General features: G+C 52.3%; 19 protein-coding genes. 13 read left to right on the top strand and 6 right to left on the bottom strand.

What is annotated here, in order from left to right:
* The first annotated feature begins 750 nt into the window (after window positions 1-750).
* Complete coding sequence (rluB, locus tag C7434_RS06650; protein ID WP_006119347.1) at window positions 751-1635, top strand: 23S rRNA pseudouridine(2605) synthase RluB; 885 nt, start codon at window positions 751-753, stop codon at window positions 1633-1635.
* Between the two features lie 88 nt (window positions 1636-1723).
* On the opposite strand, the gene C7434_RS06645 is transcribed toward rluB, so the two are convergent.
* The 3 genes from C7434_RS06645 to C7434_RS06635 all read right to left on the bottom strand — a co-directional run bounded on the left by C7434_RS06645 (window position 1724) and on the right by C7434_RS06635 (window position 4853).
* Complete coding sequence (locus tag C7434_RS06645) at window positions 1724-3037, bottom strand: CitMHS family transporter (RefSeq protein WP_006119344.1); 1314 nt, start codon at window positions 3035-3037, stop codon at window positions 1724-1726.
* Window positions 3038-3501: 464 nt separating this feature from the next.
* A complete protein-coding gene (gene cobO, locus C7434_RS06640; RefSeq protein WP_033741834.1) occupies window positions 3502-4092 on the bottom strand; it encodes a cob(I)yrinic acid a,c-diamide adenosyltransferase in 591 nt (196 codons plus the stop codon).
* A complete protein-coding gene (locus tag C7434_RS06635; RefSeq protein WP_033741832.1) occupies window positions 4092-4853 on the bottom strand; it encodes a YciK family oxidoreductase in 762 nt (253 codons plus the stop codon). The genes cobO and C7434_RS06635 overlap by 1 nt, the downstream gene beginning before the upstream one ends.
* A 173-nt stretch (window positions 4854-5026) precedes the next feature.
* On the opposite strand from C7434_RS06635, the gene sohB reads away from it, so the two are divergent.
* Window positions 5027-6073: a protease SohB gene (sohB, locus tag C7434_RS06630; RefSeq protein WP_006119340.1), complete on the top strand. Its 1047-nt coding sequence runs from the start codon at window positions 5027-5029 to the stop codon at window positions 6071-6073.
* 28 nt (window positions 6074-6101) lie between these two features.
* On the opposite strand, the gene C7434_RS06625 is transcribed toward sohB, so the two are convergent.
* Complete coding sequence (locus C7434_RS06625) at window positions 6102-6350, bottom strand: DUF2498 family protein (protein WP_033741829.1); 249 nt, start codon at window positions 6348-6350, stop codon at window positions 6102-6104.
* Window positions 6351-6721: 371 nt separating this feature from the next.
* Between C7434_RS06625 and topA the strand changes: the two genes are divergently transcribed.
* The 5 genes from topA (at window position 6722) to acnA (ending at window position 14400) form a co-directional block, all read left to right on the top strand.
* Window positions 6722-9319 (top strand): type I DNA topoisomerase, encoded by a 2598-nt coding sequence (gene topA, locus C7434_RS06620; protein WP_006119337.1) that lies wholly within the window; start codon window positions 6722-6724, stop codon window positions 9317-9319.
* A gap of 189 nt (window positions 9320-9508) precedes the next feature.
* Window positions 9509-10483 (top strand): HTH-type transcriptional regulator CysB, encoded by a 975-nt coding sequence (gene cysB / locus C7434_RS06615; protein ID WP_033741825.1) that lies wholly within the window; start codon window positions 9509-9511, stop codon window positions 10481-10483.
* A gap of 495 nt (window positions 10484-10978) precedes the next feature.
* Window positions 10979-11137 carry a YmiA family putative membrane protein gene (locus C7434_RS06610; RefSeq protein ID WP_006119333.1) on the top strand — a complete coding sequence of 53 codons (159 nt, stop codon included), beginning with the start codon at window positions 10979-10981 and terminating at the stop codon, window positions 11135-11137.
* Window positions 11138-11140: 3 nt separating this feature from the next.
* Window positions 11141-11320 carry a hypothetical protein gene (locus C7434_RS06605; RefSeq protein ID WP_033741823.1) on the top strand — a complete coding sequence of 60 codons (180 nt, stop codon included), beginning with the start codon at window positions 11141-11143 and terminating at the stop codon, window positions 11318-11320.
* A gap of 398 nt (window positions 11321-11718) precedes the next feature.
* The gene (gene acnA / locus C7434_RS06600) at window positions 11719-14400 is read left to right on the top strand and encodes an aconitate hydratase AcnA (RefSeq protein ID WP_033741821.1); all 2682 of its coding nucleotides are present in this window, start codon (window positions 11719-11721) and stop codon (window positions 14398-14400) included.
* A gap of 33 nt (window positions 14401-14433) precedes the next feature.
* On the opposite strand, the gene ribA is transcribed toward acnA, so the two are convergent.
* Window positions 14434-15027: a GTP cyclohydrolase II gene (gene ribA, locus C7434_RS06595; protein WP_006119329.1), complete on the bottom strand. Its 594-nt coding sequence runs from the start codon at window positions 15025-15027 to the stop codon at window positions 14434-14436.
* 229 nt (window positions 15028-15256) lie between these two features.
* Between ribA and pgpB the strand changes: the two genes are divergently transcribed.
* The 5 genes from pgpB to yciH all read left to right on the top strand — a co-directional run bounded on the left by pgpB (window position 15257) and on the right by yciH (window position 18877).
* The gene (gene pgpB / locus C7434_RS06590) at window positions 15257-16021 is read left to right on the top strand and encodes a phosphatidylglycerophosphatase B (RefSeq protein WP_033741819.1); all 765 of its coding nucleotides are present in this window, start codon (window positions 15257-15259) and stop codon (window positions 16019-16021) included.
* A 128-nt stretch (window positions 16022-16149) separates the two neighbouring features.
* A complete protein-coding gene (locus tag C7434_RS06585; protein WP_033741817.1) occupies window positions 16150-16461 on the top strand; it encodes a LapA family protein in 312 nt (103 codons plus the stop codon).
* 6 nt (window positions 16462-16467) lie between these two features.
* Window positions 16468-17637 carry a lipopolysaccharide assembly protein LapB gene (lapB, locus tag C7434_RS06580; RefSeq protein ID WP_033741814.1) on the top strand — a complete coding sequence of 390 codons (1170 nt, stop codon included), beginning with the start codon at window positions 16468-16470 and terminating at the stop codon, window positions 17635-17637.
* A 206-nt stretch (window positions 17638-17843) separates the two neighbouring features.
* A complete protein-coding gene (pyrF, locus tag C7434_RS06575; RefSeq protein WP_006119325.1) occupies window positions 17844-18557 on the top strand; it encodes an orotidine-5'-phosphate decarboxylase in 714 nt (237 codons plus the stop codon).
* Window positions 18554-18877, top strand: a complete 324-nt coding sequence (gene yciH / locus C7434_RS06570) for a stress response translation initiation inhibitor YciH (RefSeq protein ID WP_006119324.1) — start codon at window positions 18554-18556, stop codon at window positions 18875-18877. Before pyrF ends, yciH begins: the two co-directional genes overlap by 4 nt.
* A gap of 80 nt (window positions 18878-18957) precedes the next feature.
* Here the strand turns inward: yciH and osmB are convergent, their stop codons facing one another.
* A complete protein-coding gene (gene osmB / locus C7434_RS06565; RefSeq protein WP_006119323.1) occupies window positions 18958-19173 on the bottom strand; it encodes an osmotically-inducible lipoprotein OsmB in 216 nt (71 codons plus the stop codon).
* A 344-nt stretch (window positions 19174-19517) separates the two neighbouring features.
* Between osmB and araD the strand changes: the two genes are divergently transcribed.
* Entirely contained in the window at window positions 19518-20216 is a 699-nt protein-coding gene (araD, locus tag C7434_RS06555; RefSeq protein WP_033741813.1) for an L-ribulose-5-phosphate 4-epimerase, read from the top strand.
* Window positions 20217-20266 lie beyond the last annotated feature (50 nt).

Here is a 20266-nt window from a genome sequence, read left to right as displayed (position 1 = left end):
TTCATTATCGGCTGATGAATAAAATTGTACAGTGATTTTTATGTTGTATAGCTTTTCCCGACGCAACCTGTTGATAATAGAGTAAACAGGGTGCATTGAAGATGCGAGGCGGGCTAACAGAGGGCTGCCGGGGCCCACAATGATTTTATTTGACTTAAGTAGCGGTATTTTGTTTTTATTTTTTTGTAAACAGCCACAAAAATAAAACTGTTTAGCGCGCCGACTGAGTGTGAGCCGTTAATGAAAAGTGTCAGGCCAGATACCTGGAGACTTAATCATTAATGCGCTACCGGTTTTGGCAGGAAATGATTTATAAGAGGGAGTAAAGACGGAAATAAAGCCAATAGCTGCGATAAGTAACATTAATTAAAATGAAGTAACCAAGTGTGACATTCAGATAATATTTTCCCCTGCTACGATTGTGTCATTTGACTTAATTACCCTAAATAAACGTGTGTGCTTATAATGATCTTCTCGCGCGATCACCAGGACGCAACGCAGCCATCTAATTCGACCAGATCTTAACCGGACCAGGCGTGAGCGCGTAGGGATCGTCACGCCCGGGACAGGTGTCGTAAGGCACGGGTCAGCAGCCAGGCCCCGTACGCCGCTTCCGGGCGGCACATTACGGGTTACAATGCCTCAGACATGCTGTATAATGGGGCCAACAGGAAAATATAACCTATTGATTTTAAAGGTTTAATTACCTAATCCATCCGACGCCTGGGAAGGCGACAATGAGGTAGCTCCATGAGCGAGAAGTTACAAAAGGTTTTAGCGCGTGCCGGTCACGGTTCGCGTCGTGAAATTGAAGCGATGATTGCGGCCGGACGCGTGAGCGTTGACGGTAAGCTTGCCACACTCGGCGATCGCATCGAAAACAATAAAGCCCTGAAAATCCGTATTGATGGCCATCTGGTATCGATTGCTGAATCTGCAACAGAAGTGTGCCGTGTGCTGGCGTATTACAAACCTGAAGGTGAACTCTGCACACGCAGCGATCCTGAAGGGCGGCCTACGGTCTTCGATCGTCTGCCGCGCCTGCGCGGTTCACGCTGGATTGCCGTTGGCCGCCTTGACGTGAATACCTGTGGACTCATGCTTTTTACAACGGATGGTGAACTGGCTAACCGCCTGATGCATCCCAGCCGGGAAGTGGAACGTGAATACGCGGTGCGCGTGTTTGGCCAGGTTGACGATGACAAAATTCGTCAGCTCAGTAAAGGTGTGCAACTGGAAGATGGTCCGGCAGCGTTCAAAACATTGCGTTTTGCGGGTGGAGAAGGCATCAACCAGTGGTACAACGTTACCCTGACTGAAGGACGCAACCGTGAAGTTCGCCGTTTATGGGAAGCCGTGGGTGTGCAGGTCAGCCGCCTGATGCGTGTCCGCTATGGCGACATCACCTTGCCAAAAGGTGTACCACGCGGTGGCTGGATGGAACTGGATCTGCCTGCGGTAAATTATCTGCGCAATCTGGTAGGAATGGATGACGAAACCGTCACCAAACTGGCGGTTGAGAAAGATCGCCGTCGTACAAAAGCCAATCAGATTCGTCGGGCCGTGAAACGCCACAGTCAGGCCAGTGGCAGACCCGCTCGTCGTAATGCCAGTAGCAAACGCAACGCAACCTGAGTGCCTGCCGGGTTGATATAAGGCTATAAAAAAGCCGCAACATCGTCTGTTGCGGCTTTTTACTTTCTGGCTGACGCTCCCGGACATCTTACCGGTGGAAGAGGGGAAACGCGCCGGTTACTAAGCCGCCCGCCATCAGCACCAGGCTAATCAAAATCCCCCATTTTATGGCAAAACGTTGATGGTCACCGATATCCACTTTGGCCAGACCGACTAACAGATAGACCGACGGCACCAGTGGACTCAGCAGATGGAAGGGTTGGCCCACAATGGAGGCTCGGGCAATTTCTTCTGCTGAAATGCCATAGCTGGCGGCCGTCTGCGCGATGACAGGCAGAATGCCAAAGTAGAAAGCATCGTTGGACATAAAAAAGGTAAACGGCAGACTGATCAGGGCGGTAAATAGCGCAAGATAAGGTCCGAAACTGTGCGGAATAAAGGCCAGCAGACTTTTCGCCATGGCGTCCACCATGCCGGTACCTGACAGTATGCCGGTAAAAATACCTGCCGCAAAAATCAAGGCAGTCACTGCCAGCACATTACTGGCGTGTGAACCGATACGGGCTTTTTGCTCTTCAAGCGAGGGGTAATTAAGCATGACGGCAATTGCAAAAGCCAGCATAAACAGAATCTGGATGGGCATGGCACCCACCACCAGAAGCACCAGCAGTACCGTGGTCAGAATAAAGTTTGGCCAGAACATTTTGGGCCGGCGATTTGCTGCGCATTCGTCTGCATCACCCAGGCCCAGTTCGATATTATTCAGATGGTCGTCGCTGATGCGCATGACGCCCAGACGTTTACGTTCCTGTAGCCCAAACACGAAGGCCAGACCGACAAGAGCAACACAGGCGATAAGGATGGCCGGTAGCATGGGAATGAATATATCCAGCGCATCAATGCGCAGCGCGGCCGCCGCGCGGGCAGTGGGGCCTCCCCACGGCGACAGGTTCATGATGCCGCTGGCCAGGTTAACCAGGCAGGTCATTGCCAGCACATTCATGCCCAGTTTCCGGTAGAGGGGAAGAAACGCGGCAATAGCAATCATGTAGGTGGTGGAACTGTCGCCATCCAGCGAGACCAGCAAGGTTAATACAGCGGTACCGACCAGCACTTTAAGCGGGTCGCCACGCACAATTTTCAGGATGAAACGCACCAGCGGATCAAACAGTCCGGCATCGATCATCAGGCCGAAATAGAGAATAGAAAACGTCAGCATCACACCCGTCGGAGCCAGCGTTTTGACCCCGTTCAGCATCATTTCCCCAAGTCCGTGATAAAACCCGCCGATAAGCGCAAAAAGCGTCGGGATAAGAATGAGCGCGATTAGCGCTGACATGCGTTTGGTCATGATCAGATACATGAAACAAACCACCATCGTAAAGCCCAGTATGGTCAGCAAAATAAGAGCCCTCTTATTGGCAAAAGTTATTCAATTATTATCAGAAAGAACATTTAATTATGGAATCGATTAGCACGGTAATGATTAACCTGTTGATTTGATTAACCACGTGCAATGGGATGATATTAAAGCTAAATATTTTTTATCATTTATTTAACATTGAAGAGTGATCCCGATCGGTTTTACGTCTCTCAACGGTAAAAATATGTGATTGAGATCAATCATGGCGGCGGCGGATGACGCCGGTTTGCAGGCAGGGTTTCTGGAAAAGGCGCGTAAAACGTTTCGCAAAATTAACATGAATGGAAAATAAAAGCGGGAAAAGCCCTGAGGACCAGCTGTGCCGGGCTGCAATAACAATAAGCGGGCATGCAGGCCGATAAACAGGGAAAAGGAAGTACAGAGGGGGCACAGCGTAAGATAAGCAGGCCGGATGCATAAGGGCAGCCAGCCTGCGGTAAAGGCTACCAGTCTATTCCCTGCTGTGCCTGGATACCGGCGTCAAAGGCATGTTTCACCGGGCGCATTTCCGTCACGGTGTCAGCCATATCCAGTAAGGTGCGATGGCAACCCCGACCCGTAAGGATGACGCTTTGGTGGGCAGGACGGCCTTGCAGAGCGGTTACCAGCTCGTCGAGTGACAGATAATCCATACTGATCATGTAGGTGATCTCATCCAGAATCACTAAATCAAGCGTGTCATCCGACAGCATGCGTCTGGCATGTTCCCAGACGGCCAGGCAGGCCGCTGTGTCGGTCTGGCGATTTTGCGTTTCCCAGGTGAAACCCGTGGCCATTACCTGAAACTCCACTCCGTGCCGGGCCAGAAGGTTGCGTTCGCCGTTGGGCCATTCTCCCTTAATGAACTGAATGGCCGCGGCACGTTTGCCATGCCCGCAGGCGCGTAGAGCCGTGCCAAACGCAGCGGTGGTTTTCCCTTTACCGTTTCCGGTAAACACCATCAAAATGCCTCTGACTTGCTGAGCGGCAGCAATGCGGGCATCCACCTGTTCTTTCAGACGCTGTTGCCGCTGTTGATGACGATCGCTGGTCATTACTCTGCGGCCCCGGGTTTTCTGCCTGGCTGCGCATCGAAGCTCATACCGGTTTTACGGCGGCTGTCATCGCCCATTAAATAGAGGTAAAGGGGCATGATATCGGCAGGCGTTTTGAGTTTACCGGCGTCTTCCTGAGGAAACGCACTGGCGCGCATTTTCGTACGCGTACCACCGGGATTAATACAGTTAACCCGCAATGCCTGATTTTTATACTCGTCGGCCAGCACCTGCATCATGCCTTCTGTGGCGAACTTTGATACCGCGTAGGCACCCCAACCCGCGCGCCCGGTACGGCCCACACTTGACGTCGTGAATACCAGTGAGCCGCTTTCGGATTTGAGCAGCAACGGCAATAGCGCCTGGGTGAGGTAAAACGTGGCATCAACATTAATTTTCATGACCTGTTGCCAGGTTTGCGGATCCAGGTCGGCCAGCGGAACAATCTCACCTAAGATACTGGCGTTATGTAACACACCATCCAGACGGGAGAATGTTTGCGCCAGTTCCTGCGCTAGCTGCGCACAGTGTGCCGGCGTGGCGTCTGAAAGATCCAATACCACCGAATGGGCAGGGCGCTTATTCAGTTGGTTTATCAACGCTTCTGTCTGCTGCAGCTTTTCAGCGCTGCGCCCCAGTAAAATCACCTCCGCGCCGAAGCGTGCGTAGGTCAGGGCCGCTTCGCGTCCAATGCCGTCAGAAGCACCCGTCACCAGGATAATGCGATGGGCAAGTAGATCATCTTTCGGTTGATAATGCATGTTGGGAACCTCCCGCAACGTCTGGGTTTTTCGCTTTATGCCCTAATTCAGGGCACGACGCAATTAGCAATAGGGACAATCTGTGCCAGATGCTGGCATTTCAGGCGACGCAGTAGCATAAACCCGTTAAACTAGGCGTTTGTCAGTAATCCTCTGTTTAATAAGGCGACATGATGGATCTTCTTTTGAGTTATGGATTGTTTTTAGCAAAAGCGGTGACGGTGGTCGTTGCCATTGCTGCCATCGTCATGATTGTTGTGCATGCCGCTCAGCGTAAACGTCACCCGGGCGGACAACTGCGATTAACGCGGTTAGATGACGATTACAACAAGATGAAAGAGGCGTTGCAGCTTGAGAAAATGAAACCGCAGGCGCAAAAACTGTGGTTAAAAAACCATAAAAAGGCCGAAAAACAGAAGGCGAAAGCAGAGAAACGCGACGCGAAGCAGGGCAATGTCGACACCGTAAAACCCACGTTGTACGTGCTTAATTTCAATGGCAGCATCGATGCCAGTGAAGTGAAATCGCTACGCGAAGAAATTTCAGCCATTCTGGCGGTTGCCCAGCCGGGCGATGAAGTGTTACTGCGTCTGGAAAGCCCGGGCGGCATGGTTCACGGTTATGGCCTGGCGGCGTCACAATTGCAGCGCCTGCGTGATGCCGGGTTGAACCTGACAGCGGCCGTGGACAAAGTGGCGGCGAGCGGCGGCTATATGATGGCCTGTGTGGCCAATACCATCGTGGCCGCGCCTTTTGCCGTCATCGGTTCCATCGGGGTTGTCGCGCAAATCCCTAACTTCAACCGTCTGTTGAAACGTAATGACATTGACGTTGAGTTACACACGGCGGGTCAGTACAAACGTACGCTGACGCTGTTTGGTGAAAACACCGAAGAAGGACGTGAAAAGTTTCAGCAGGATTTGAACGAAACCCACCTGTTGTTTAAACAGTTTGTTCATGAAATGCGTCCTTCCCTCGACATTGACCGGGTGGCAACCGGCGAGCACTGGTATGGCCGGCAGGCGCTTGGACTGGGTCTGATCGATCGCATTTCGACCAGTGACGATCTCATTATCGCGAATATGGCGAAATTCACGGTACTGGGCGTGACGTATGTGCGCCGTCGTTCAAAAATCGATCGCCTGACGCAAAGCGCAGGGCAGGTGCTTGAGCGCATTATGCTCAAATGGTGGCAGCGCAGCGACAAACGGTTTTTATGATGCATCGACCCGGCTCAGGCCGGGTTTTTTATACCAGGTGATAACGGGGTGACAGCAGAACGGCCAGGTGTTTGAACAGGTTGAACACCGCCGTGGTTTTTGCGGTCGGCAGGCCTTCCGCGTCCAAAAAGTACGGCCCTTTAAACACCAGCACGTCGCCCTGCTGGCTGACGGCAGTAGCTTCAATACCGGCGATAAAATCATCATGTTCCCTGAGCATCGCGTTAGCGATGTCTAACAGTGCCTGGGACGACACTCCCTCAGTCAGATTCTGCATATGTCTGTGCCTTTTTGACAGTCTGATAATTCTTTCTATATTACTTCCGTACTGCACTGTTCGACAAATCGTGGGCAGGGGTAAAAAAAGGGCTTTCCTCACACCAGATGCTAATTAAGTTGCGTAACAGATTTTATCAGGTACAGTGTGGGCGTTTCAGATTCCAGGGATATTGCACCGGGAAGTGCGATTAAGTCAGGCAGAAAAAGCGATTTTTATCATAAAGTTGCACTGTAAAGAATCGACTGACCAGAGATTGAGCCCCACGTCTTGAAATACCAAACAGGCGTAGCAATATTGAACCCGATGGGTTTTCAGGGCGTCCAATCCTCTCCCGTTGAGCAGGATGTATTCATTAGGTAAAGGTAAATATGGGTAAAGCACTCGTTATTGTTGAGTCCCCGGCAAAGGCTAAAACAATCAATAAATACCTCGGCAGTGGCTACGTGGTGAAATCCAGCGTGGGCCATATCCGGGATCTGCCGACCAGTGGTTCAACCGCCAAAAAAAGTGCTGAAACCCCGACAGATAAGAAAGCCAAAAAAGTTAAGAAGGATGAGAAAGCCGCACTGGTCAGTCGTATGGGCGTTGATCCCTATCACGGCTGGGAAGCGGATTATCAAATCCTGCCCAATAAAGAGAAAGTGGTAGCGGAACTCAAAGCTTTAGCCGAGAACGCCGACCATATCTATCTCGCAACCGACCTTGACCGCGAAGGGGAAGCCATTGCGTGGCACCTGCGGGAAGTGATCGGGGGTGACGATAAGCGCTTTAGCCGCGTGGTGTTCAATGAGATCACCAAAAATGCGATTCGCCAGGCGTTTGAAACGCCGGGCGAACTCAACATTGACCGCGTCAATGCACAGCAGGCACGCCGCTTTATGGACCGTGTCGTGGGGTACATGGTATCCCCGTTATTATGGAAAAAAATCGCGCGAGGCCTGTCTGCCGGTCGCGTGCAGTCTGTTGCTGTCCGGTTAGTGGTTGAGCGTGAGCGTGAAATCAAAGCTTTTGTGCCCGAAGAGTACTGGGAACTGAGCGCTAACCTGACCACGCCGAAGGGCGATGAGCTGACGATGGACGTCACTCATGCGGGCGATAAACCGTTCCGTCCGGTCAATCACGACCAGACGCACGCCGCGCTGGCTCTGCTGGAAAAAGCGCGCTTTGCGGTCACGGACCGTGAAGACAAGCCAACCAGCAGCAAACCCGGCGCGCCGTTTATTACCTCCACGTTGCAGCAGGCGGCGAGTACCCGGCTGGGCTTTGGCGTGAAAAAGACCATGATGATGGCGCAGCGCCTGTATGAAGCGGGCCATATCACCTATATGCGTACCGATTCCACGAACCTGAGCCAGGATGCGGTTTCGATGGTGCGCGGCTACATTGAAGGCCATTTTGGTAAAAAGTACCTGCCCGATGCGGCGAATACCTTCGCCAGCAAAGAGAATTCGCAGGAAGCGCATGAAGCCATCCGTCCATCAGATGTGGAAGTGCTGGCCGAGCAGCTCAAAGATATGGAAGCGGATGCGCAGAAACTGTATCAGCTTATCTGGCGTCAGTTTGTCGCCTGTCAGATGACACCGGCACAGTACGATTCGACCACGCTGACAGTCACGGCAGGGGATTACAAACTGAAGGCCAAAGGGCGTACGCTGCGCTTTGACGGCTGGACCAAAGTCATGCCTGCGCTGCGTAAGAATGATGAGGATCGTACTTTACCGCCGGTTAACGTTGGCGATGAGCTGAGCCTGCAGGACCTGTTACCCAGCCAGCACTTTACCAAGCCACCGGCCCGCTTTAGTGAAGCTTCACTGGTCCGTGAGCTGGAAAAACGCGGTATCGGCCGTCCTTCGACCTATGCGGCCATCATTTCCACTATCCAGGATCGTGGCTACGTCAGGGTGGAAAACCGCCGCTTTTACGCTGAAAAAATGGGCGAAATTGTCACCGATCGTCTGGAAGAGAACTTCCGCGAGCTGATGAATTACGACTTTACCGCTCACATGGAAAACAGCCTCGACCAGGTCGCCAACAATCAGGCGGAGTGGAAGGCGGTTCTGGATCGCTTCTTCTCCGATTTCAGCCAGCAACTGGAACAGGCTGAGAAAGATCCGGAAGAAGGCGGAATGCAGCCGAATCAGATGGTCCTGACCTCCATCGACTGCCCAACCTGCGGCCGTAAAATGGGGATTCGGACAGCCAGCACCGGTGTTTTCCTGGGGTGTTCAGGCTATGCGTTACCGCCGAAAGAGCGTTGCAAGCAAACTATCAACCTGATTCCGGAAAATGAAGTTCTGAATATTCTGGAAGGGGACGATGCCGAAACCAACGCGCTGCGTGCCCGTCGTCGTTGCCAGAAATGTGGCACAGCGATGGACAGCTATCTGATTGATAACGGACGCAAGCTGCACGTTTGCGGTAACAACCCTGAGTGCGATGGTTATGAAATCGAAGAAGGGGAGTTTCGTATCAAGGGCTACGATGGTCCGGTCGTCGAGTGCGAAAAATGTGGTTCTGAAATGCACCTGAAAATGGGGCGTTTCGGTAAATACATGGCCTGTACCAATGATGACTGTAAGAACACCCGTAAGATTTTGCGTAATGGCGATGTCGCCCCGCCGAAAGAAGATCCCGTGCCGCTGCCCGAACTGCCGTGTGAAAAATCGGATGCGTATTTTGTGTTGCGTGACGGTGCTGCCGGTGTGTTCCTGGCCGCCAATACCTTCCCCAAATCGCGTGAAACCCGCGCACCGTTGGTGGAAGAGCTGCAGCGTTTCCACGACCGTTTACCTGAGAAGTTGAAATATCTGGCCGAAGCGCCAGCAACCGATCCGGAAGGCAACAAGACGCTGGTGCGCTTTAGCCGTAAAACGAAACAGCAGTATGTGGCGTCTGAAAAAGACGGCAAAGCGACAGGCTGGTCAGCGTTTTACATTGACGGCAAGTGGCAGGAAGCGAAAAAGTAACCCTGTAAGGCCAGCATTGCTGGCCTTTTTTCCCCGCCTTATATCATTCCGTTCTACATTGATACTTAAAATGCTATAGTGGTTATAGCATTTCCGATCCCTTCTTTCTGCTCAGCACCTTTCACCCGCCTGGGCGACAGTACGCCACCCGGGGATGCGACTCTGTAACCGACCAGGATAACAACAGATATGAAATTACAGCAGTTGCGCTATATCGTAGAAGTCGTGAACCACAACCTGAATGTTTCATCGACAGCAGAAGGGCTTTACACTTCGCAGCCGGGCATCAGTAAGCAGGTCCGTATGCTGGAGGATGAGCTTGGGGTGCAGATTTTCGCCCGCAGCGGTAAGCACCTGACGCAGGTTACGCCCGCCGGTGAAGAAATCATTCGCATTGCGCGCGAAGTGCTTTCCAAAGTGGATGCCATTAAATCTGTCGCAGGTGAACATACCTGGCCGGATAAAGGCTCGTTATATGTTGCCACTACGCACACTCAGGCGCGCTATGCGCTGCCCGGCGTGATTAAGGGCTTTATCGAACGTTATCCACGTGTCTCGCTGCATATGCATCAGGGTTCACCAACGCAGATTGCCGAGGCGGTTTCTAAAGGCAACGCAGACTTTGCAATTGCCACGGAAGCGCTCCACCTCTACGACGATCTCATTATGCTACCGTGCTATCACTGGAACCGCGCTATCGTGGTCACGCCAGACCATCCGCTGGCGGGAAAAGGGCAGGTGACGATAGAGGAGCTGGCCGATTTTCCGCTGGTAACCTATACCTTCGGCTTCACCGGACGCTCCGAGCTGGATACCGCCTTTATGCGCGCGGGGTTGACGCCACGTATCGTCTTTACCGCAACGGATGCCGACGTCATTAAAACGTATGTTCGCCTGGGGCTGGGCGTAGGGGTGATTGCGAGTATGGCGGTGGATCCCGTTGCTGATCCTGACCTCGTCAGAATTGAAGCCTCTGAAATCTTCACCAACAGTACGACGAAGATTGGTTTCCGCCGCAGCACCTTCCTGCGCAGTTATATGTATGACTTCATCCAGCGCTTCGCTCCTCATCTGACGCGCGATGTCGTGGATACGGCTGTAGCGTTGCGTTCCAACGAGGACATTGAGGCCATGTTTAAAGATATCAAGCTGCCGTTTAAGTAACGGTTATCTGTCGTCGCGTATTCTCAGGCTGCTTAGTGCAGCCTTTTTTATGCAAGAATGTTAGCGCCATGTTTATATTGAGAAGTTTCATTATCTTTTTGTAAATGTAACGTCGATCACATGTTTAAAGCTTGCTGTATCTTAAATGCGAAATACGACACATTTTTGACGCGATTTCTTTGCGGGCTGCCAGGATTATTCCCATACTCCAGTTAACGCTTGATGGAGAAGCTTTTATTTAGGGGTTAGTTAACACGGTCTTTAGTAATGACTGGATCTGAAGTTAAATTAACTCAAATTTTTGTCAGGCGGGTTTTAATAGTATGGGTAATAAGTCATTAATCGTTACTTAAGTAATTTTACATTTTTGATAAATTGCGTTAATCGTTTTGTGCAATAAAAATGACTGGATTTTTGGCCTTAACGGGTTTAGGATTCCTCCTAAATCTTAATCGATGTTATCAATCGTTTTATTGAGAGTGATTATCAAAAACTATGGCTACGAGACTGACTGTTGATCCGGGCTTCCCGGCTAAAAGCACCAAGGTTAAGCGTACAGGTAACACTCGTCGCAATGCCTGGTTAACTGTGTTCGCTGCCTCAGCGCTGTTCTGGGTGGTTGTAGCATTAATGATTTGGCGCATCTGGGGTTAAGCCATGTGGGCAAACGCACTCTGCCATAAGCACACCATGACGACTCGTCAGCATCGTCTCTCTGGCTATAAAGCGAAAGAGCCGGTTGCAAAGGCGGAAAAAGTGACTATCCCCGAAAGTTGGGATCTCAACGAGCATCAGCGTAATTTCATCGAGTCCTTTCTGGACCCGAAAACAAAATAATTTTACATCGCGTTTTTCTTTCGACATTTCTTCTGTCTTTCTGACTTAATTAAGCGCTCTTCACACGTTGCATAAATGATGTCATCCCTTATCAGGATGCGAGTACGGCTTTTATTGCCCTTTCTACGCAGGAGTATTGCTATGAATATGATTAAAATGACCTGGTTTAGTGCTTATGCGTTCTCATTTACCGTGTGGATGGCAGCGCTCTGGGCAGCGCTATAATTTAAACGTGTCTCTTTCTCAATAATGCCTCGCAACATTGCGGGGCATTTTTGTTTGCGTCCGATTGTAGCAATCTGTGTTGTAATCAAAACGTTAACAAAAAAGTGGTCTATCTTTATACTAAACCTTGTTGTCTCTGAGGTTTAAAGACCATGTATTATAAAGGAGGAGCTATGTCGTCATCCCTACGCGAGCAGAGTCAGGAAACACTGCAGGTAGATAATCACAACTATCACATCTTCAGTCTACCTCGCGCTTCACAACATCTCGGTAACATTGATCGGTTGCCTAAATCCCTCAAAGTGCTGTTAGAAAACCTGTTGCGCTGGCAGGATGGCGACTCAGTCACTGAGGAAGATATTCAGGCGCTGGTTGACTGGCAAAAAACCGGCCACGCCGACAGGGAAATTGCTTACCGCCCGGCCCGTGTTTTAATGCAGGATTTCACCGGCGTACCCGCCGTTGTTGATTTAGCCGCGATGCGCGAAGCGGTGAACCGACTGGGTGGAGACGTGAATAAAGTCAACCCACTGTCCCCGGTCGATCTGGTCATTGACCACTCCGTCACCGTTGACCATTTTGGCGACGACGATGCCTTTGAAGAGAACGTGCGGCTTGAGATGGAACGCAACCATGAGCGTTACGTCTTCCTGCGCTGGGGCCAGAAAGCCTTTGACCAGTTCCGGGTGGTGCCACCGGGGACCGGGATCTGTCACCAGGTAAACCTTGAATACCTGGGGAAAGCAATCTGGCAGCAGCAGATAAACGGCGAAACCTATGCCTGGCCGGACACCTTAGTCGGGACGGATTCTCATACCACGATGATCAATGCGCTTGGCGTGCTGGGATGGGGCGTCGGCGGGATTGAAGCCGAAGCGGCGATGCTGGGGCAACCGGTGTCTATGCTGATCCCGGATGTCGTGGGCTTCAAACTCACTGGCAAACTGCGGCCGGGCATTACCGCGACCGATCTGGTGCTAACGGTGACGCAAATGTTGCGTAAGCACGGCGTGGTGGGCAAATTTGTAGAATTCTATGGTGATGGCCTGGCCGATCTGCCGCTGGCGGACCGCGCAACCATCGCCAATATGGCACCGGAATACGGCGCCACCTGCGGTTTCTTCCCTGTGGATGAAGTGACACTGAGCTATATGACCTTAACCGGACGCGATGCCGAACAGGTTGCGCTGGTAGAACATTATGCTAAACGCCAGGGAATGTGGCGTAATGCGGGCGATGAACCTGTCTTCACCAGCAGTCTTGCGCTGGACATGAATGATGTTGAATCAAGTCTGGCCGGACCAAAACGCCCACAGGATCGCGTGTCCCTGGGCGATGTCCCGGCGGCGTTCGACGCCAGCAATGAACTGGAAGTCAACCACGCGCAGAAACCTCACAAAGAAGTCACCTACACGGACAGCGACACCGGACTTTCCCATACCCTGACCGACGGCGCGGTGGCCATTGCGGCGATCACCTCGTGTACAAACACCTCAAACCCAAGTGTCCTGATGGCCGCAGGTTTACTGGCGAAAAAGGCGGTAGAGCGGGGCCTGAAACGTCAGCCGTGGGTCAAGGCATCGCTTGCCCCGGGCTCTAAAGTGGTTTCCGACTATCTGGCCGTCGCACAACTGACGCCGTTCCTCGATAAACTGGGCTTTAATCTGGTCGGTTATGGCTGTACAACCTGTATCGGTAACTCCGGTCCGCTGCCGGATGCGATCGAATCGGCGATTAAAGAGGGCGACCTCACAGTAGGGGCCGTGCTGTCGGGTAACCGTAATTTCGAAGGCCGTATTCATCCGCTGATTAAAACCAACTGGCTGGCTTCACCGCCGCTGGTGGTGGCCTATGCGCTCGCGGGGAATATGAAGATCAACCTGCAAACTGATCCGCTCGGACAGGATCGGGATGGCAAGCCGGTCTTTTTGAAAGATATCTGGCCTTCACCTGAAGAAATCGCGACAGCGGTACAGCAGGTTACCAGCGATATGTACCACAAAGAGTATGCGGAAGTCTTTGACGGTACGCCCGAATGGCAGGCGATCAAAGTCAGCGAAGCCGCGACCTATGACTGGGACGAAGGATCAACCTATATCCGTCTGTCACCGTTCTTTGATGACATGGAAAAAACGCCCAAACCGGTCGAAGACATTCGTGGTGCGCGTTTGCTGGCTATTCTGGGGGATTCGGTCACAACAGATCATATTTCACCGGCAGGCAGCATCAAAGCAGAAAGCCCGGCAGGGCGCTATCTGTTGGCGCATGGTGTCGAGCGCAATGACTTCAATTCCTATGGCTCGCGTCGTGGTAACCACGAAGTCATGATGCGCGGAACCTTTGCCAACATTCGTATCCGCAATGAAATGGTGCCGGGCGTTGAGGGTGGCTATACCAAACATTATCCGAGTGGTGAACAACTGGCCATTTACGATGCCGCGATGAAATATCAGGCCGAAGGCGTGCCGCTGGCCGTCATTGCCGGTAAAGAGTACGGGTCAGGTTCGAGTCGTGACTGGGCAGCGAAGGGACCGCGTCTGCAGGGCGTTCGCGTGGTGATCGCCGAATCGTTCGAACGTATCCACCGCTCTAATCTGATCGGTATGGGGATCTTACCGCTGGAATTCCCCCAGGGCGTAACGCGTAAAACATTAGGACTGAAAGGGGATGAGTCGATTGACGTTGAGAACCTGTCACAGCTCACGCCGGGCTGCACCGTGCCAGTGACAATCACGCGTGCCGATGGCAGCAAAGAGAAGCTGGATACCCGCTGTCGCATTGATACCGGTAATGAGCTGACCTATTACCGCAACGACGGTATTCTGCATTATGTGATTCGAAATATGCTCAACTGATACGAAAAAGCCGGGGAAACCCGGCTTTTTTATTCACTGCTTCGGCAACAGATGGCCCATTTTTTCGGCTTTGGTATCGAGATAGTGCGCATTTTTGGGATTCCGTCCCACCACCAACGGCACACGTTCAACGATGTTAATACCGGCTTCGCTCAGGATTTCAACCTTGCGCGGATTATTTGTAAGCAGGCGAACCTCGTTCACCCCAAGGAGCTTAAACATATCTGCGCAGAGCGTGAAGTCACGTTCATCAGCGGCAAAACCGAGCTGATGGTTAGCTTCAACCGTGTCATACCCTTTGTCCTGCAAAGCGTAAGCGCGAATCTTATTCAGCAGGCCGATATTGCGGCCTTCCTGGCGGTGATAAAGCAATACACCACGTCCTTCTTCGGCAATGGCATTCAGCGCAGCTTCAAGTTGAAAGCCGCAATCGCAACGCAGGCTGAACAGCGCATCACCGGTAAGGCATTCCGAATGAACGCGCGCCAGGACCGGTTCGTTATCATTGATATCGCCAAAGACCAGAGCAACGTGGTCGTGACCGGTTGCCAGTTCTTCAAAACCTACCATCAGGAAATCTCCCCATGGCGTTGGCAGTTTGGCTTCTGCCACCCGTTTAAGCTGCATGTGACTCTCCAGAACCATCAGAGGATGCACTATCATCATGATAGTGCACAGGCCGATGTGGCCCGACAAACATGCAATATTGTGCCACAACCGCGAGGTTGGCTGTTAATCTGTGTAAACGATTGTTGTGATAAAGCACGATTATCTAATCCGTAAAGGTTATGTTATTCTTTTTTAAGCTAAAGTTTTACCGGTATGACGGCTTTTCATCAGCAAAAAGGGAAAAGGGATGGTTAAAATTTTGCAACGTACCACAGCAGGGATGGTGTTACTGCTGATGATGCCATTAGCCGTGTGGCTGTCCGGCTGGCAATGGCAACCCGAGGAAAGTAACACGTTTCTGAGAGTCCTGTTCTGGATGACAGAAACGGTGACCCGGCCATGGGGCATACTGACCAGCCTGGTGTTAAGTGCCTGGGTATTATGGTGTCTTCGCTTTCGGCTTAAACCGGCATTGCTGCTGTTGCTGATCATGAATGTCACGATTCTGGCGGGCCAGTATACCAAATCATTCATTAAAGAGCGGGTGCAGGAACCCCGACCTTATGTGGTATGGCTGGAGAAAACGCACGGTCTGGATGACAAAACCTTCTATCAGTTAAACCGCACCCAGCGTGGTGAACGCGTTACCGCACTGATTGCGGATGAATCGCATATTCCGGTGTGGCTGAAAAAGCACTGGGCGTTTGAAACAGGGTTCGCCTTCCCGTCAGGTCATACCTTGTTCGCGGCGAGCTGGGCATTACTGGTCATTGGCCTGCTATGGCCGCGCCGGCATTATAAAACGATAGTGCTGGTCGGCGTTTGGGCGGTGGGCGTTATGGGAAGCCGCTTGTTACTGGGTATGCACTGGCCGCGCGATCTTGCCGTTGCCACCGTGCTGTCCTGGTTTTTGGTGGTCATCGCCACCTGGCTTGCCCAGCGCTTTTGTGGACCGCTGACGTTGCCCCCCGACGAGCAAAAGGAAGTGGCAGAACGCGACCAGGGATTGTAATTGCGCCGTTCAGCCTCATATCTTGCGACTGAACCGCGCAAAAGTGCTTCGCCTGATGCTGCAAGGAGCAGTATTTCTGCCGTAATTTTGGCATACTTTGATTCGACAACCTCACAACAGGATGCACTGTGAAATATTTGCTGATTTTTTTAGTGGTTTTGGTCATTTTTATCATTTCTGTGACCCTTGGCGCACACAACGACCAGGTTATCACCTTTAACTATCTGCTGGCGCAGGGCGATTTCCGTATCTCCACTTTACTGGCAACGTTGTTCGGCGTGGGCTTCCTGCTGGGCTGGGTCATTTGTGGGCTGTTCTGGCTGCGTGTTCGCGTCTCGCTGGCGAACGCCCAACGTAAAATTAAACGTCTGCAGGCTCAGGTTGATCAGAATGCGCCTGGCACAGGTGGTAAACCGTTGCCGCCAACCGTGCAGGAATAAGATTCCATGTTAGAACTGCTGTTTCTGTTACTGCCTGTTGCGGCGGCCTATGGCTGGTACATGGGACGCCGTAGTGCGCAGCAGGACAAGCAACAGGAATCCAACCGCTTGTCACGCGAATACGTGGCCGGCGTTAACTTTCTGCTGTCCAACCAACAGGATAAAGCGGTCGATCTGTTCCTTGATATGCTGAAGGAAGACAGCGGCACCGTTGAGGCGCATCTCACGCTGGGAAACCTGTTCCGCTCCCGCGGTGAAGTTGACCGTGCGATTCGAATCCATCAGTCGTTAATGGAAAGTGCTTCCCTGAGCTATGAGCAGCGTTTATTGGCTATCCAGCAACTGGGGCGCGATTACATGGCCGCGGGGCTTTATGACCGCGCAGAAGACATGTTTAAACAGCTCACCGATGAAACGGATTTCCGCATTGGTGCTCTGCAGCAGTTATTGCTTATTCATCAGGCGACCAGCGACTGGCTTCAGGCGATTGAGGTCGCTGAGCGCCTGGTGAAATTAGGCAAAGACAAGCAGAAGGGCGAGATCGCGCATTTCTACTGTGAACTGGCTTTGCAGGCGATGAGCAGCGACGATCTTGACCGCGCAATGACGCTGTTGAAAAAGGGCGAGGCGGCAGATCGCCAGAGCGCGCGAGTCTCCATTATGATGGGACGCATTCTGATGGAGAAAGGGGAGTACGGCAAAGCGGTTGAGCATCTGCAACGTGTATTGGATCAGGACAAAGAACTGGTCAGTGAAACGCTGCCGATGCTGGAGACCTGTTTTCAGCGACTTAATCAGCCCGACGCCTGGGCCGCCTTTCTCAAACGCTGCGTGGAAGAAAATACCGGCGCCGCCGCAGAACTTTATCTTTCCGCGATTCTGGAGCAAGAGCAGGGCGCGGAAGCCGCACAAAATTACATTAATCATCAGCTACAGCGTCATCCCAATATGCGCGTGTTTCATCGCCTGATGGAGTTTCACCTGCGTGAGGCGGAAGACGGTCGCGCCAAAGAGAGTCTGATGGTCCTGCGCGACCTGGTCGGCGAACAAATCCGGACCAAGCCGCGCTACCGTTGCCAGAAATGCGGGTTTACTGCCCATGCGCTCTACTGGCATTGTCCTTCCTGCCGCACCTGGTCATCGGTCAAACCGATTCGGGGACTCGACGGGCAATGACTGCGCACGCGATGCGCACTGTTGCCTGTCTTTCTGGTGCCTAATTTAGTTACAACATACTATAAAGTGCCTCTTCACCAGCCTGCATCAGCACCGTGCGAATATCGCCTCGCAGGATAACAGGGATTGTGATGGGAAATGCGGGCAGGTAGAATGCGTGCCGTTTGTCTAACGCGCCAGCAGGTGCCTACCGCAGAGGAAATAGCATGGCCTTATCCCCGACTTCACCCGTGTTAGTGGCGCTTGATTACCACGATTTAAACAGCGCGCTGCATTTTGTTGATCAGATAGAGCCAGGTAGCTGTCGCCTGAAAGTGGGCAAAGAAATGTTCACCTTATTTGGCCCTCAGTTGGTCAAAACGCTGCAACAACGCGGCTTTGAAATCTTCCTCGACCTGAAATTCCATGATATTCCCAATACAACGGCCCATGCTGTCGCCGCCGCCGCCGATCTTGGTGTCTGGATGGTGAATGTGCACGCCAGCGGCGGTGCGCGTATGATGAACGCCGCCCGGGAAGCGTTAGTGCCTTTTGGTCAGCAAGCGCCGTTGCTGATTGCGGTCACCGTCCTGACCAGTATGAATGCAGATGACTTGCTGGGTCTGGGTATCACGCTTTCGCCGGCAGAGCAAGCCGAGCGCCTGGCGAAGCTGACCCACGAATGTGGCCTGGATGGTGTGGTTTGTTCCGCCCACGAAGCCGCCCGATTTAAACAGGTCATTGGCAGGGACTTCACGCTGGTCACGCCAGGCATCCGGCCAGCAGGCAGCGACGCCGGCGATCAGCGTCGCGTAATGACGCCGCAGCAAGCGAAGCTCGCCGGGGTGGATTATATGGTCATTGGCCGCCCGGTTACACAGTCTGCTAACCCGGCGGCGACGCTGAAAGCCATAATCAATGATCTGGAGGCGGTAAAATGAGTCGTGACAACCCACTTGTATATTCCACAGACTCAGGCCGCATTGTGCAACCCGAACAGAAAGTGGAACGTCCTAAAGGGGACGGCATTGTCCGTATCCAGCGCCAGACCAGCGGCCGGAAAGGCAAGGGCGTTTGCCTGATAACTGGTGTGGACATGGATGACGGTGCACTGAATCTGCTGGCTGCCGAGCTAAAAAAGAAATGCGGTTGCGGCGGATCGGTGAAAGACGGTGTGATTGAAATTCAGGGCGACAAACGTGATTTACTTAAAAGCCTGCTGGAAGCCAAAGGTATGAAAGTAAAACTGGCGGGCGGTTAAATAAAAAACCGGGCGACTTGTGTAGCCCGGCTTATGGTGTAGATGCGCTGCGTAGCCGTTAATTATTTTAATTGCGGTTCTTAGTGAATCTGATGACCGATAATGCCACCTACTGCGGCGCCGCCGACTGTACCCAGCGCGCTTCCGTTGGTCAGTACTGAACCACCAATGGCACCCGCACCTGCACCAATCGCAGTATTGCGGTCACGCTTAGACCAGTTAGAACAGCCGCTTAACGCCACAACCAGGGTGGTCGCTAATACCGCAACGGTCAATTTTTTCATTGTAATTGTCATAAACTTCTCCTTTATTGTGTTTGCAGAGGCAACACACTAAGTATAGCTTTGAAATTTTTTCAGGCCGCCTGTGCCGCATTATTACCGCATCCTTTTAGTATAAAAACGCGGACACCATGGACGATCTGTTTGTAGCGGCTGAAAAGCACCAGTAGCAGGTGGACCTGCCCGACGCCTGACAGAATTCTATTCATTTTGAAGGTTTTCCGAAGAGGGATAATTCTTAATTCTCAGCACAATTTTCCATTCACAGCTATTTTCCGCTGCTTTTTAGCCATTTGCTCCATAACGTTTTTTCTGCCTGCTCCGCAAAATGTTAAGACCTTATTCAGCAGGAGAAAAAAATGCTGGAACATCTGAAACAACAGGTTCTGGAAGCCAATCTCGATCTTCCTAAACATAACCTTGTTACCTTCACCTGGGGCAATGTCAGCGCCCTCGATCGTGAGCAGGGTTTGCTGGTGATTAAGCCTTCCGGCGTCAGTTACGATGTAATGAAAGTGGATGACATGGTAGTGGTGGATCTGGCGAGCGGAGAGATTGTCGAAGGCACAAAACGTCCTTCCTCTGACACGGCTACGCACCGGGCGCTTTATCTGGCCTGGCCCGAAGTAGGTGGAATTGTCCATACGCACTCACGCCACGCCACCATCTGGGCGCAGGCCGGTCGTGCCATTCCGGCCTGGGGAACCACACACGCGGACGACTTCTACGGTGAAATTCCCTGTACCCGCGCCATGCGTGACGAGGAGATTCAACAGCAATACGAGTGGAATACGGGTGAAGTGATTATTGAAACCTTTGCACAGCGTGGGCTTTCTCCCACTGCGATTCCCGCCGTGCTGGTGAATTCACATGGCCCCTTCGCGTGGGGTAAAGATGCCCATGCGGCGGTGCACAGCGCGGTGGTGCTGGAAGAGGTGGCGTATATGGGATTGTTCAGTCAGCAGCTGACGGCCGGTCTTCCCCCCATCCAGCAAACCCTGCTCGATCTGCATTACTTGCGCAAGCATGGTGAAAATGCCTGGTACGGCCAGAAATAAGGTTGAGGGCGCAGCCTGGTCTGCGTCCTGATTTGCGCGTTACGCACGGC

The organism is Pantoea sp. PNA 14-12, assembly GCF_004364735.1.
Taxonomy (GTDB): Bacteria; Pseudomonadota; Gammaproteobacteria; order Enterobacterales; family Enterobacteriaceae; genus Pantoea; species Pantoea stewartii.
The sequence above is the reverse complement of the archived record's forward strand: the minus strand, read 5'-3'. Positions and strand labels throughout refer to the sequence as shown.